This window comes from Romboutsia sp. (assembly GCF_056995035.1).
In genome coordinates this window covers 1-14,945 of record NZ_JBXKIW010000049.1, presented here as the reverse complement: position 1 = coordinate 14,945, position 14,945 = coordinate 1, and the positions used below count along the sequence as shown (strand labels likewise).

Here is a 14,945-nt window from a genome sequence, read left to right as displayed (position 1 = left end):
AATATGAATATATTCTAATAAATCTTCTATATTTTCACTATATCGTGACTTTCAAAATTAAATACTTTGATTGAATATGATTTATTTAGTCAATGTAGGCTATTTTTTTATAAAATATATAAGATATTGTCAAAAAATGCCCAGTTTTGCCCAGTTAACGACCAGTTTTGCCAAATCTATTGAAATTTAAAATATAAGATGTTACTTTTAATGTGTATAAGATTTAAAGGAAATCCTGTTTAAATCATACACTAAGGAGGTAATATTTTTTTTATATAAAAGTCTTTTTCTTTAATATACGAGTGGATTAAATAAAATTAAGATAGATATAATTTCTTATGTAGTAAAAAAAAAATATTCCCTATAATAGTAAAAGGTAACTTGAATTTTTTGGAGGTAAATGATGAAAAAAAGGCATATAGCAGTAGCTGGAGTGATAGTAGCAGTTTGGGTAGGAATAATAGGCTTTTTCATAATAAAAAGTAAAGAAAAAGAAAGTAAAAGTAATCAAAATATAGAAAGGCATATTATCCCAGGGCAAAAAAAGGTATTTATAAATGGAGTGGTAGAACCAACGCAATCAAAAGTATTTTATAAAGATATGACAAAAGGCGAAAATTATACAGTAAATAAAAACAATGAAGATAGTGTAAGTAAAGGAAGTTTACTTATAACATATAAAAATGATGAAATATCAGAGCAAATAAAAGATTTAAATGAGCAAATCTATGATTTACAAAAAGAAAAAAAAGAAGGTAAAAATACTAAAGAAAATCAAAATCAAATGATAGAGCCTATCGAAGAACAAATAAAAAATACATCAAAAGAATTATCAAAATTAAAAAATAAAGAATATTCTTATGAGTATGCACCTTTTGCAGGGAAAGTATATACGGATAATAAAAATATAAACGGCGAAAATCAAGAGTTATTAAAACTTAGAAGTACAGAATTCTATATAAAATCTCAGGTTACAGAAAATGAACTAGAAAAAATAAAAGAAGACCATGAAGTGGAAATATTAATTCTAGCGAATGATAAAAGAGTAAAAGGTAAAATTACAGAAATATCAGATGAACCTAAGTCTCAAGAGGTAGGGCTTAATGGTGAAATTAGTGGATCAGCATCAGTATCTAGTTATCCAATCAACATAACTTTAGATTCTCAAGAAGGTATAATAAATGGATATCACGTTCAAATAAAGATTGAGTTATCAAATAAAGATTTCAAAATACCTACAAGTGCAATAAAAGTAGATGGAAATAAAAACTATGTATATTTAATAAAAGATAATAAATTAGTAAAACGATTTGTTGAAGTTAAAAAAACAGAAGGGGATCTAAGTATAATAACGTCAGGATTAAAAGAAAAAGATGAGATAGTAAAAGTTATTACTAATGAAATGAAAGAAGGGCAAGAAATTGAGTAAACTTATAGAACTTAATAATATACAAAAATACTATTCTATAGGGAAAGACAAGTTGCATGTTTTAAAATCATTAAGCTTGAGTATAGAAAATGGAGAGTTTGTAATGATAATGGGCAAGTCTGGAAGTGGTAAAACTACGTTACTAAATATATTAGGATTTCTTGATAAATTTGATGAAGGTGAGTATATATTCGATGGAAAAAATGTAACTAATTTAACAGAAGTTGAACGTTCTCATTTTAGAAATAAAAATATAGGTTTTATATTTCAGCAATTTCACCTTATAAATAATTTAAATATTTGTCAAAATATAGAACTACCTCTTCTTTATGATAATAGGTTAGATAAAAAAGAAAGATTAAAAAAAATTAAGGAAAACCTAGAAATGGTTGGTTTATTAGAAAAAATAAATCAATTTCCAAATGAATTATCTGGTGGTCAGCAACAGCGTATTTCAATTGCAAGAGCTCTTATAAATGACCCTCAGTTAATATTTGCAGATGAGCCAACAGGAGCTTTAGATACGAATACTAGTAGTGAAATAATGAGCATATTAGAAAATTTAAATAATCAAGGAAAGACTATAATAATGGTTACTCATGATCCAGACCTTGTAAAATATGCTACAAAAGTTATATACCTTAGAGATGGTGTATTTACTGAGGAGGTATAAATATGAGTACAAAAAATTTAATTAAAAGTGCACTTTTAAGTTTAAAGGCTAATAAGCTAAGAGTTTTTTTAACTATGATAGGTATTATTATAGGTATAAGCTCAGTTGTAGTGGTTTTATCTATTGGAGAAGGTCTTAAAGTTCAAGTATCAGAAACAACAGGAGAAACCAATGCAAATAAAATAAATGTATCTTTTTATCCAACTAATCCAGGAGAAGATATTTCTTCAATAGAACCTTTTAGAGAAGAAGATTTATATAATTTAGAAAAAATGGATACTATTGAAAAAGTAAAAAAAGCCAAACCAGATAATATGATGGGTATGGGGGATGGAATATATTCAGAGACAAGTTTTTTAGGCAAAACAGCATCAATAAGTGCATCAGCATATGACTCAGAAAATAGTAGCCCATTTTCAAGTAAGAAAACAGAGGCTGTATCAGAAGGTAGATATTTCAAAAAAAGTGATATAGAAAATGATGTAATTGTATTAACATATGAGAATGCTAAAGCTTTGTTTGAAGGCCCTAAAGATGCTATAGGTAAAGCGATAAACATAAATGGAACTATGTTTGAAATTATAGGAGTATTAGAAAAAACTGAAGGAATATTTTCAATTAGTGGTGATTTAGTTCAAAAATCTTCTATAGATAGAATTAATAATTTAGAAGATAAAAATCAAAGTGAGACTATAACTTCTTTAGATGTATATATATTACCAGGATATGATTTTGAGTCTGTTGCAGAAGAAGTTAAATCAATATTAGAAAATGCACATCCAGAAATAGATGGAACCTATGAAGTATTCAATCCAGGAGCTATAACGGAGGCATTTACTAAAATAATATCTAGTATAACTATGTTTATTACACTTATAACGGCAATATCTTTGTTTGTTGGTGGAATTGGTGTAATGAATATAATGTATGTATCAGTTACAGAAAGAAAGCGCGAAATAGGAATAAGACGCGCAATAGGTGCAACCCCAAATTCTATAATGTTACAGTTTTTATTTGAAGCAATATTCGTAACTTTATTAGGTGGTTTAATAGGTATATTTGTAGGATTTTTACTATCTCAATTGGCAGGATTATTTATGCCATTTAAACCAGTAATCACAATTAAATCGTTTATAGGCGCATCATCTACATCTGTTATTGTAGGTGTTATATTTGGAATAATTCCAGCATATAATGCATCTAAATTAGACCCTATAAAAGCTATATACAACTAATAGCTAGGGTGCAAAGAATATAAAGTCTTGATATCTATGTTATGAAAACTATTATAGATAAAAAATATAAATTGAATAGGAGAAAATATGAGTAATTTAAAAGCGTTAGCAATTCAACCAAAAGAGTATTTTGAGTGGGTAAAAGAAGAAAATTCAGAAAAAAGGGAACCGATAAAGCTAAAATACTTATTTATAGCATTTATTGTATTAAGTGTGATTAACTCTATAGTTCAATCAAAAATAATACCGGTAGAACCGATAGAAGGAATGGACATTCCCAAAATATTTATTAGTTTAAAATACATAGGTTATGTTATTTTTCCATTATTAGGAACATGGATATGGGTGAATATAGTATGTTTAGTAAATAAAGCTTTAATAAGTAGTATTGAGCATAAAGAAATTGAAGATAAAAAATATTTTAAAAGTCTTTTATATTATAGATATCTAGTAACTTCTATATTAACTTTAATTTTAGGAATAGTAACAAGTTTTATTTTAAAAGATATTGAAATATTAACAATAGTGAATTCAATAAATAGCCTATTTACGGGTATATTATCAGTTTATATATTACATGGAATACTTAAATATTATATAGAAACACAAAAATTACACAAAATACTTCCGGTAGTATATTATATATTTACCATAATTGGAGCTGTAGCTGCTATATCATTAACTAAATTTTCTAGTAATCTACCATTATAAGTTCTTTTAGTTTATAAGATTTATTGATATTTGAGAATTAATATAGAAAAGGGAGTATCTCTTATGATAAAATTCATTTTGAGATACTCCCTTTTGCACTTGAAAACAAAGTGTGATTTTAATCTAAGTCTCTTAAGCCTTCCATAAGCTTAGTTTTATCACAAGTTTTTTCATCTTTCATTTTTATTACCTTAGCAGGAGATCCAGCAACAACACATCCAGGTTCAACGTCATGAGTAACAATTGCACCAGCTGCAATTACAGCACCTTTTCCGATTTTAACACCTTCAAGGATTACAGCATTAGCTCCTACCATAACATCATCTTCTATTATTACAGGAGAAGCAGAAGGTGGCTCTAAAACACCTGCAACTACAGCACCAGCACCAAGATGAACATTATTACCAATAATTCCTCTAGCACCAATAACAGCATTCATATCTACCATAGAATTATCACCGATCACAGCACCTATGTTTACAACAGCGCCCATCATAATAACAGCGTTATTACCTATAGTAACCATATCTCTAATAATAGCACCAGGTTCTATACGTGCATGTTCATGTAAATAGTTATAAATAGGTATTGCTGAATTTCTTCTGTCATATTCAATATGAATATCTTCAATATGATTTTTTTTATCTTCTAGAACTTTCATTATTTGTTCATAATCACCGATTAAAGTATAAGAGCCATTAGATCCAAATACTTTAAATTCGTCATTTTTGTTAAATTTCAAGAAATCGCCATTTACATATATTTTAACAGGTGTTACTTTTTTTGAATTTTTTATGTATTTAGCAATTTCATAAGCATCATTTAAATTTATCATTAGATATCTCCTTTTAATTAACTTAGCATATTATCCATGTTGTAGTATCCAGGCACTTGACTAACTAAATATTTAGCGGCAGTTATAGAGCCTTTGGCAAAAATATCTTTAGACTGAGCAAGATGTTTTATCTCAACTATTTCATCATGACCTGCATATATAACATCGTGCTCTCCAACTATAGTTCCGCCTCTTACAGCGTGTATACCGACTTCGTTTTTATTTCTTTTAGCTTCACGGCCATATCTACCATAATTATATTCAATAGTAGGTAAGACTTCTTTCACGGCATTAGCTATCATAATAGCAGTACCGCTTGGAGCATCAACTTTTTTATTATGATGCTTTTCTATAACTTCAATATCAAAGTCATTTAACATCTTAGTAGCTTCTTTAACTAATCTTAATAAAACATTAACTCCTAAAGACATATTAGAAGAATGGAATATAGGTATAATTTTAGAAGCTTCTTTTATTTTATTTAATTCATCTTCATTATAACCTGTAGTAGCAATTACTAAAGGTGTTTTATTTTTAAGGGCAAAAGACAATACATCAGATAAAGTAGAGTGATGTGAAAAATCTATTATTACATCAGCACTTTCTGATATATCCTTCATTTTAGAGTATAATTTAAATGAAGTATCTTCAGTTGGGTTTAGAGAAGCCCCGCAAACTAATTCTAATTGTTCATCTTCTTGAACGCATCTAGTTAAAACTTTTCCCATTTTACCTAGACATCCATTTACTATAACTTTTAGCATAATCCCTCCTATAATTTTAATCCTCTATTAACTAATTCTTGTTTTAATACTTCTAAGTTGTTCTGATCCATTTCTGCAAGAGGAAGTCTAAGATTTCCAACTTTAAATCCTAATAAATTCATTGCAGTTTTTACTGGAATTGGATTTACTTCTATAAATAAAGCATCTATTAATGGTTTCATGCCAAGTTGTAATTCTCTAGCTCCTTGTATATCACCATCAAAAAACTTTTGAACTAAGTCATGAGTTTCTTTAGGGCATACATTAGCAAGAACTGATATAACTCCGTGACCACCAACTGATAATAATTGAAGTATAGAATCATCATTTCCAGAATATATAGCAAAACCTTCTGGAACTAATCTAGCTACTTCTGCAACTTGAGCTAAATCACCACTAGCTTCCTTAACAGCTACTATATTATCTATCTTAGCAAGTTCAGCAATCATGCTAGGTTTTAAATTCATAGAAGTTCTTCCAGGAACATTGTAAAGTATTATAGGTAATTCAACACTTTTAGCTATTGTTTCAAAGTGAAGTTTAAGACCTCTTTGATTAGCCTTATTGTAATAAGGAGTTATAACTAGTAACCCATCCGCACCTAGTCTTTCAGCTTCTTGGCTTAAATGAACAGAGTGCATAGTATTATTTGAACCAGTACCTGCTATAACAGGTATTCTTTTATTAACTTTATCTACAACATATTTAATAACAGCAAATTGTTCATCATCACTCATAGTAGTAGCTTCTCCTGTAGTACCACAAACAACTAATGCATCAGTATTATTTTCAATATGGTATTCAACTAATTTTCCCAATGTTTCAAAATCAACACCTGTCTCAGTAAACGGTGTAACTAAAGCAACTGCAGAACCTTTAAATATCATATACAAAACCCCTCTTATATAAAAATTTACCTGTATAGGTATCTTATGATTTTATTGTATTCTTATTAAAAAACATTATTACTATGACCATAGATAAGTTGATAGACAATAATATGTAAAATTTTACTAAATTATAGTCTATTAGTCTCAGATTATACTAAATTATAAGATAGTAATAATTCTGCTATTTGGACTGCATTAGTAGCAGCGCCCTTTCTAACATTATCAGCTACAACCCACATGTTAATACCATTATCTACACTAAAATCTCTTCTAATTCTTCCAACAAAAACTTCATCTTTTCCAGTACAATCAATAGCAGTAGGGTATTCATTGTCGCTAGGATTATCAATAACTACAACTCCAGACATTTCTTCAAGAGTTTTAACTAAGCTAGATAACTCGAAAGTTTCTTCAAATTCAATATTTATAGACTCACTATGACAATTTCTAACAGGTACCCTTACTGTAGTAGCTGTAATTTTCATATCGTAGTTATTAAGTATTTTCATAGTTTCATTTATCATTTTTAATTCTTCCTTTGTATAACCATTATCAGTAAATGAATCTATATGAGGTAGACAATTATAAGCTATTGAATGAGGATAGAATTTATTAGTTTCACCTATGATACCACCTTCTAAATCTTTTATTCCTTTAACACCTGAGCCAGAAACAGCTTGATAAGTAGAATAAACAACTCTTTTTATTTTATATTTATCATCAAGAGGTTTAAGTGGAACCATTGCTTGTATAGTTGAGCAGTTTGGATTAGCTATTATACCTTTATGATTTCTAACAGCATCAGGATTAACCTCTGGAACTACTAATGGAACTTCAGGGTCCATTCTCCAATGACTAGAGTTATCTACAACTATAACTCCTTTAGATGCAGCTATAGGAGCAAATTTTGCACTTATTTCTCCTCCAGCTGAGAATAAAGCTATTTGTATATCTCTATCAAATACATCTTCTTTTAATTCTTCAACTATATAATTTTGTCCGTTGAAAGCAACACTAGAACCTGCTGATTTAGCTGAAGAAAATAAGTATAAATTATCTATAGGAAATTGTCTTTCTTCTAATACCTTTAAAAAAGTTGTTCCAACCATGCCAGTAGCACCAACTATAGCTACATTTATTTTTTTCATAAAAAATACCCCCTAAATTAAATTTTTATATACTTGAAGCAATACAATTTAATTGTTTTAATAAACCATAAGTAATTTGTTGTCACTTATTTAAACAAAAGACTTAGAATACATGTCAATTGATTAAAGTGAGATACAAGGGTGAAGCTAATTTTATATAAATAGCTTCATTGGTATATATTATATTCCCAAAATATTAAAAAAATGCAAAAAAACGTGCAAAGGTATACTTTACACGTTTAATTTACGATACATCAAAGTAAACCTTGGAGCTCACCACTTAGCTAATAAGTGACAGTCTTACATATATTTTATGTAAGCCCAGAATATACCTTTGCAAAATATAATCTTCGGCCATAATTCCTTTTTCCAATAATCTACACTTGCCAGCTCCTATTGGATACTAATAATTACAGCGCCTCTACCTTAGGTTAGAAACTATTAAATTTTATTAACACTTATGATAGTATAAATAGAAATAAAAATCAACAATATTTTTTGAATTTATAATTATTAAAATGAATTTATATAAAATATAAAACTTTTTCTTGAAATAATATAGTAAATAGATACAATAGAAATAATATATTTAATACTATAGAAGTTATAAAATTAAGGAGGCTTTAGTTGATGGAGAATATTTCAAGTTTAAAAGATAGAATCTTTAATCATAGAAAATATTTAAATTGTATTGCAGAAAGAGGCAGAGAAGAATTTAAAACTTCAAAATATATAAGAGACTATTTAGATAAAATAGGTGTAGAATATGACACATATATAGGAACAGCTACAACTGGAATTATAAAAGGAAAAATAGGAAATAAGACGATTGCATTTAGAGCAGATATAGATGGATTAACAACAGAAGATGGTGTAAAACATTTATGTGGACATGACGGTCACACTAGCATATTACTAGGTTTAATTGAATTTATAAATAAAAATCAAGAAAATTTAAATGATAATATAGTATTTATATTCCAACCAGCAGAAGAAGGGCCAGGGGGAGCAAAGGATTTAATAGAAGAAGGTATTATAGATAATTATAAGATAGATGAAATTTATGGTCTTCACATATATCCAGAAATAGAAAAAGGATGTATAGGTATAAGAGAAGGATACTTTATGGCTCAAGTAGGTGATTTTGATATAGATATAGTTGCTAAAAGTGGTCATGGAGCTATGCCTCAAAATGGTATAGATGGAGTTGTTATAGCAGCGAATCTTATTAATAGCCTTCAAACAGTAGTGTCTAGAAATGTAAGCCCTATTGATAGTGCAGTGTTAAGTATAGGACTTATAAATGGTGGTACTAAGAGAAATATAATTGCTGAAAATATAAATTTACAAGGGACTGTAAGAACCTTTAATCCTAAGGTATATGTTAGTATGAAAGATAGAATAAAAGAGATATGTAAGGGAATAGAGTTGTCTTATAACTGTAAAATAAATGTTGAGATAAGAGATGATTATCCATCAGTGAACAATGATAAAAATTTATGTGAAAAATTTGTAGAAGCCGTAGGAAATAATAGCGTTATAGTATTAGATCCGCTTATGATATCTGAAGATTTTTCTTATTATCAAATGGAAGTTCCAGGATTATTTTTTATGTTAGGTTCAAGGGATGAAAAAAAGGGATTTGTTAGTGGACTTCATAGTATGAACTTTAATTTTGACAAGGAAATTTTAATTAATGGATTAGAGATTTACATTAAATTATTACAATATAAAAAATCAATAAATTAAAAAAGTGTACCCCTTTAAATACTTGTATAAAATTTGTTTATATGACAAAAATACAAGATGTAAAGGGGTGTTTTTTATGAATAATGAACTTATAAATAAACCAGGTAAAAAAAGTAAGAGCAATAGTAAAAAGAGTAAAATATTGACAGATAATGATATAATGAAATATGAGATAGCATCAGAACTGGGTCTATTAGATAAGGTTAGTGAGCAAGGATGGGCAGGACTTACAGCAAAAGAAGCTGGAAGAATTGGCGGTATGGTTACATCACGAAAAAAACAAAAGAAGAAAATGACGGAGGAGACAAATAAAGACAATGGATCAATATAGAGATTTTGCATTCATTTATGATGAACTTATGAATGAAGTTGATTATGATGGATGGGTTAAATATATAGAAGATATAATAAAAAATGAAAATGTAAAAGTACAAAACATACTAGAATTAGCTTGTGGAACAGGTAATTTAACTATACCACTTACTAAGAAAAATTATGATATAGCAGGTATTGATATATCAGAAGAAATGCTTACTGTAGCTAGAGAAAAAGCTGAAAAAGAAGGCGTGGAGTTAGTTTTACTTCAACAGGATATATCAGAACTAGATTTTGATGTAACAAATCTAGATTGTGTATTATGTGCTTGTGATGGGTTTAACTATATAACTTATGATGATGATTTAGAAAATGTATTTACGAAGAGTTATGAATTGTTAAAAGAAGATGGAATATTTATATTTGATATAAGTTCATACTATAAGTTATCATCTATACTTGGAAACAATATGTATGGAGAGAATAGAGAAAATATAGCTTATATGTGGCAAAACTATTTTGATGATGAAGAAAATCTAGTAGAAATGGAATTAGCATTCTTTATAAAGGATGAAGACGGAAAGTTTACAAGATTTGAGGAAGTACATCAACAAAGAGCATACACAGAAGAAGAAATATTAGACATGCTAAAATCGTCAGGGTTTAGCAAGATAAAAACTTATGGGGACTTTAAGTTTGAAAGCCCAAAAGAAGATAGTCAAAGAATATTTTTTGTATGTAAAAAATAGATTTAGTTAATGGAGGAATATTAATGACGGATTATGTAATAAGAGCAATGGCAGGACAAGGAGAAGTAAGAGCTTTCGTAGCAACTACTACAAATATGGTAGAAGAAGCAAGAAAGTTACATGAGACTACAAAGGTAGCAACTGCAGCATTTGGTAGAACATTAACGGCTACGTCTATGATGGGCTTAATGATGAAAAATGATGGAGATAAATTAACAGTTATAATAAAAGGTGGCGGACCAATAGGAACTATACTTGCTACATCTAATGCCAAAGGTATAGTAAAGGGGTACGTAGAAAATCCAAATGTAGAAGTACCTGATTATGAAAATGGAAAGCTAAATGTAGCTGCTGCAGTAGGAAATGATGGTGTTGTCAGGGTAACTAAAGACTTAGGTCTTAGAGAACCTTACAATGGAGCATATCCACTAGTGAGTGGAGAAATAGCGCAAGACTTAACTCACTACTTTGCACTATCAGAGCAAACTCCATCTGTAGTAGCACTAGGAGTTCTTACTACAGGCGTAAAAGTAGAACATGCTGGAGGACTAATAGTTCAATTAATGCCAGATGCTACAGAAGAAACAATATCTAAATTAGAAAAAAATGTAGCTAAATTAACATCTATAACAAATATGATGAGTGATGGAAAAACTCCAGAAGATATACTAAACATAGTACTTGAAGGGCTAAATCCTAAAATATTAGATAAAATAGAAGTTGGATTTGAGTGCGAATGTTCAAAGGAAAGAGTACAAAAAGTATTAGTAGCTATAGGAAAAAAAGAATTAGCTTCAATAATAGAAGAAGATAAAGAAGCTGAAATCGGATGTCAATTCTGTAATTCAAAGTACAAATATAATGAGAAAGAACTTTTAGAGATATTAGAAGATATGTAGTACCTAACCCCTTTCATACAAGATATATGGTAAAATATACTTGTACATAAGGGGTTTTTTAATTTTTTTATGTATATATATATTCTAAAAAATAAATAACTTTACAAGTAACGATATAGTGAATGTGTAAAAACTTAATTAGAACATATATATTTAGATAGAGTAAATTTTAAATATTGAGAATAATGAGGTGGACGTTATGAATTTTAATCATAGTTTAGAATTAACACAATCTCAAAAGTTAGTAATGACAACTGCATTAAAACAATCTTTGACTATATTAAATATGAGCAAGTTAGAGGTAGAAGAGGAAATAAAAAAAGAGTCAGAAGAAAATCCATTACTAGAAGTAGAGAGAACTAGTGAAATAAATTGGGAAGAATATATAAAAGATATTGAAAAGTCAATTAAAATAGACAGAAATGAAATTAATTATAATCCAGATAATAATATAGATTTAGAGAATATGATTAAATATTCATCAAATATATATGAACATTTATACCTTCAAATAAGCTTATATAAGCTAAGCAATGAAGACATGAAGGTTTGCAAGTATATTATAGATAGTTTAGATGAAGATGGATATTTAAGAAGTGATGAAAATGAAATAATTTATACATTAAGAATAGACAAGGATACATTTGAAGATTGTTTATTAAACATTCAACAATTAGAGCCAAGTGGGGTTGGCGCTAGAGATTTATCTGAATGTTTAATAATCCAAATGGAAAATCTTGGGTTACATAATGAGATACTACAAGAGATAGTTTCTAAAGATTTAAATTTAATAGCTAGTAATAAGTATAAAGAAATAAGTAAAAAATATAATATGTCGTTACAAAAATGTGTAAATTTAATTAGTATAATTAAAACACTAGATCCAAAACCAGGTAGATCGTGTTGTATAGAAAAAAGCGTTTATGTACAACCAGACGTAATAGTGGAAAAAATTGATGATGAATTTGTTGTTTATAGTAATACAAAAGATATGTGTAAAATAAAAATCAATAATTTCTATAAGGAAATTTTAAAAAATTCAGAATCTGATGATGACGCAAAAGATTTTATAAAAGAAAAATTAAACTCAGCTACTGGATTAATTAAAAATATAGAAAGTAGAAAAACTACTGTACTAAGAATTGCAGAAGAAATTATAAAATTACAAGAAGAATTTTTTAAAAAAGGAGCTAAATACATAAGACCAATGAGAATGAAAGATATTGCTGAAAAATTAGATTTTCATGAATCTACAATTAGTAGAGGTGTAAATGGAAAGTATATGCTAACTCCATTTGGTATGTTTGAATTTAGATATTTCTTTAGCAGTTCTCTTGATACTAAAGATGAGATGTGTGCATCTAGTACTAGTATAAAAAAAATTATACAGGATAAAATAAAAAAGGAAAATAAAAAGACCCCATTAAGCGATGACCAAATAGCTAAATGTTTAAAAGAAGATGGAGTAAATGTTGCCAGGAGAACGATTGCGAAATATAGGGAGGAATTAGGAATATTATCGTCTAGTAAGAGAAAACAATATTAATACATAAAAAAACATAAAAATATTATAAAAAGTATTGAAATATCGTTCCATTTCATTTAGAATAAAAGTATCTTGTGGGACTAAAATAAATATGAGGGACAATAAAAGTCCCGAGTTAAGCATCTAATAAGGAGCATGATATGAAAAACTTATTAAAAATTCAACAAAAATTAATTCCACAAGTTATAGAGCTTATGGAAAGAAGATATTCTATTTTAAGACAAATTTCTTTGAGTGAACCAATTGGTCGAAGAACATTATCAAATGTTTTAGGAATCAGTGAAAGAGTAGTAAGGTCAGAAACGGAATTTCTAAAAGAACAAGGTCTTATAGATGTAGCAGTATCTGGAATGACCATGGCTCAAGAAGGTATAGAACTTTTAGAGGAACTTAAAGATATGATGAATGACATCATGGGATTATCAACGTTACAAGAAAAGGTAAAGGAAAAACTTGGAATAAAAAAGGTTTTACTAGTACCTGGTAGCTATGACGGCAATCCGAGTTTAATAAAAGATGTAGCAAGGCTTGGAGCAGAGTATTTCTTAAACATCTTGAAAGATGGAGATACAGTTTCTATGACAGGTGGAAGTACAATGCTAGAATTTTCAAATGCTATTAAGACTGATAAAAAATATGAATCAGTAACTGTAGTTCCGGCTAGAGGAAGTATGGGTAAGGATGTTGAAAATCAGTCTAACAATGTAGTAGCAACAACTAGTAAAAAGTTAAGCTCACATTATAAGTTATTGCATATACCAGATGAGCTAGGTGAAGAAGCAATGAAAACACTTACTCAAGAGCCACAGATTAAGAATACATTAGATATGATACAAAAAACAGATGTATTAGTTTTTGGGATAGGAATTGCAGAGGAGATGGCTACAAAAAGAAAGCTTCCTAGAGAAAAAGTTGAGGAAATCGTTAATAAAGGTGCAATAGGTGAAGCCTTTGGACATTACTTCAATGAAAAAGGCGATATAGTTTTCAAGTTGAATACAGTGGGTATTGACTTACAAACATTTAAAGATGCTAAAGAAAGTATCGCTATATTTGCAGGAACTAGGAAAGCGGATGCTTTGATAGCTATGACTAATATAAATAAAAATATAGTACTTATAACAGATGAAGAAAGTGCTAATAGAATTATAGAATTATTATAAAAAAGTCATTAACTAGCACTGCTAGTCATAATATACAAACTTACTATTATAGGGAGGTAGCAAAATGGTTAAAGTTGCGATAAATGGATTTGGAAGAATAGGAAGATTAGCGTTAAGAAAATTAATGGAGCAAACTGATAAGTTTGAAGTTGTTGCAATAAACGACTTAACAGATGCTAAAACTTTAGCACACTTATTCAAGTATGATTCAGCTCAAGGGAGATTCAATGGACAAATAGAAGTTAAAGATGGAGCTTTCGTAGTGAACGGACAAGAAATAAAAGTTACTGCTGAAAGAAACCCTGCTGACTTACCATGGGCAGAGTTAAATGTAGATATAGTATTAGAATGTACTGGATTCTTTACTTCTCAAGAAAAAGCTGGACTTCACTTAGAAGCAGGAGCTAAAAAAGTTGTTATATCTGCACCAGCTACAGGAGATATAAAAACAGTAGTATTCAATGTAAACCATGATATATTAGATGGATCTGAAACAGTTATATCAGGAGCTTCTTGTACAACTAACTGTTTAGCACCAATGGCTAAAGTATTAAGTGACAAGTTTGAATTACAAAAAGGATTCATGACTACTATACATGCTTACACTAATGATCAAAATACATTAGATGGTCCTCACGGAAAAGGTGACTTAAGAAGAGGTAGAGCTGCTGCTGCTAATATAGTTCCTAACACTACAGGAGCTGCAAAAGCGATAGGTTTAGTTATACCTGAATTAAAAGGTAAATTAGACGGAGGAGCTCAAAGAGTTCCAGTTATAACTGGTTCATTAACTGAATTAGTTTGTACATTAGGAAAGAACGTTACAGTAGAAGAAATAA

General features: G+C 28.9%; 15 protein-coding genes and 1 riboswitch. Of the genes, 11 read left to right on the top strand and 4 right to left on the bottom strand.

All coding sequences use genetic code 11. The annotated features are described in order from the left end of the window. Positions 1-403: 403 nt before the first annotated feature. From AC11VW_RS07495 to AC11VW_RS07480, 4 genes are all read left to right on the top strand, one after another. A complete protein-coding gene (locus AC11VW_RS07495; RefSeq protein WP_484300786.1) occupies positions 404-1,429 on the top strand; it encodes an efflux RND transporter periplasmic adaptor subunit in 1,026 nt (341 codons plus the stop codon). Then, complete coding sequence (locus AC11VW_RS07490) at positions 1,422-2,102, top strand: ABC transporter ATP-binding protein (RefSeq protein ID WP_484300785.1); 681 nt, start codon at positions 1,422-1,424, stop codon at positions 2,100-2,102. The genes AC11VW_RS07495 and AC11VW_RS07490 overlap by 8 nt, the downstream gene beginning before the upstream one ends. Positions 2,103-2,104: 2 nt before the next feature. Continuing rightward, on the top strand, positions 2,105-3,337 hold the full coding sequence (locus AC11VW_RS07485; RefSeq protein ID WP_484300784.1) for an ABC transporter permease: 1,233 nt from the start codon (positions 2,105-2,107) through the stop codon (positions 3,335-3,337). An 87-nt stretch (positions 3,338-3,424) separates the two neighbouring features. Continuing rightward, positions 3,425-4,048 (top strand): hypothetical protein, encoded by a 624-nt coding sequence (locus AC11VW_RS07480; RefSeq protein ID WP_484300783.1) that lies wholly within the window; start codon positions 3,425-3,427, stop codon positions 4,046-4,048. Positions 4,049-4,166: 118 nt separating this feature from the next. Here AC11VW_RS07480 and dapD read toward each other — a convergent pair whose 3' ends face one another. The 4 genes from dapD to AC11VW_RS07460 all read right to left on the bottom strand — a co-directional run bounded on the left by dapD (position 4,167) and on the right by AC11VW_RS07460 (position 7,685). Then, complete coding sequence (dapD, locus tag AC11VW_RS07475; RefSeq protein ID WP_484300782.1) at positions 4,167-4,883, bottom strand: 2,3,4,5-tetrahydropyridine-2,6-dicarboxylate N-acetyltransferase; 717 nt, start codon at positions 4,881-4,883, stop codon at positions 4,167-4,169. A 17-nt stretch (positions 4,884-4,900) separates the two neighbouring features. Continuing rightward, entirely contained in the window at positions 4,901-5,647 is a 747-nt protein-coding gene (dapB, locus tag AC11VW_RS07470) for a 4-hydroxy-tetrahydrodipicolinate reductase (protein WP_484300781.1), read from the bottom strand. 8 nt (positions 5,648-5,655) lie between these two features. Further along, the gene (gene dapA, locus AC11VW_RS07465) at positions 5,656-6,534 is read right to left on the bottom strand and encodes a 4-hydroxy-tetrahydrodipicolinate synthase (protein WP_484300780.1); all 879 of its coding nucleotides are present in this window, start codon (positions 6,532-6,534) and stop codon (positions 5,656-5,658) included. A gap of 152 nt (positions 6,535-6,686) precedes the next feature. Beyond that, positions 6,687-7,685, bottom strand: a complete 999-nt coding sequence (locus tag AC11VW_RS07460; protein WP_484300779.1) for an aspartate-semialdehyde dehydrogenase — start codon at positions 7,683-7,685, stop codon at positions 6,687-6,689. A gap of 261 nt (positions 7,686-7,946) precedes the next feature. Further along, positions 7,947-8,117: riboswitch (Lysine riboswitch) on the bottom strand. Between the two features lie 198 nt (positions 8,118-8,315). Between AC11VW_RS07460 and AC11VW_RS07455 the strand changes: the two genes are divergently transcribed. From AC11VW_RS07455 to AC11VW_RS07425, 7 genes are all read left to right on the top strand, one after another. Continuing rightward, positions 8,316-9,434, top strand: a complete 1,119-nt coding sequence (locus AC11VW_RS07455; RefSeq protein WP_484300778.1) for an amidohydrolase — start codon at positions 8,316-8,318, stop codon at positions 9,432-9,434. 76 nt (positions 9,435-9,510) lie between these two features. Beyond that, positions 9,511-9,765, top strand: a complete 255-nt coding sequence (locus AC11VW_RS07450) for an alpha/beta-type small acid-soluble spore protein (RefSeq protein WP_484300777.1) — start codon at positions 9,511-9,513, stop codon at positions 9,763-9,765. Further along, complete coding sequence (locus tag AC11VW_RS07445; RefSeq protein WP_484300776.1) at positions 9,752-10,498, top strand: class I SAM-dependent DNA methyltransferase; 747 nt, start codon at positions 9,752-9,754, stop codon at positions 10,496-10,498. Before AC11VW_RS07450 ends, AC11VW_RS07445 begins: the two co-directional genes overlap by 14 nt. Before the next feature lie 23 nt (positions 10,499-10,521). Beyond that, entirely contained in the window at positions 10,522-11,397 is an 876-nt protein-coding gene (gene hslO / locus AC11VW_RS07440; protein ID WP_484300775.1) for an Hsp33 family molecular chaperone HslO, read from the top strand. Between the two features lie 199 nt (positions 11,398-11,596). Next, positions 11,597-12,943, top strand: a complete 1,347-nt coding sequence (rpoN, locus tag AC11VW_RS07435) for an RNA polymerase factor sigma-54 (protein ID WP_484300774.1) — start codon at positions 11,597-11,599, stop codon at positions 12,941-12,943. Positions 12,944-13,083: 140 nt separating this feature from the next. Further along, positions 13,084-14,106 (top strand): sugar-binding transcriptional regulator, encoded by a 1,023-nt coding sequence (locus AC11VW_RS07430; protein ID WP_484300773.1) that lies wholly within the window; start codon positions 13,084-13,086, stop codon positions 14,104-14,106. Between the two features lie 64 nt (positions 14,107-14,170). Beyond that, a partial coding sequence (locus tag AC11VW_RS07425; protein ID WP_484300772.1) for a type I glyceraldehyde-3-phosphate dehydrogenase occupies positions 14,171-14,945 on the top strand: 775 nt, incomplete at its 3' end.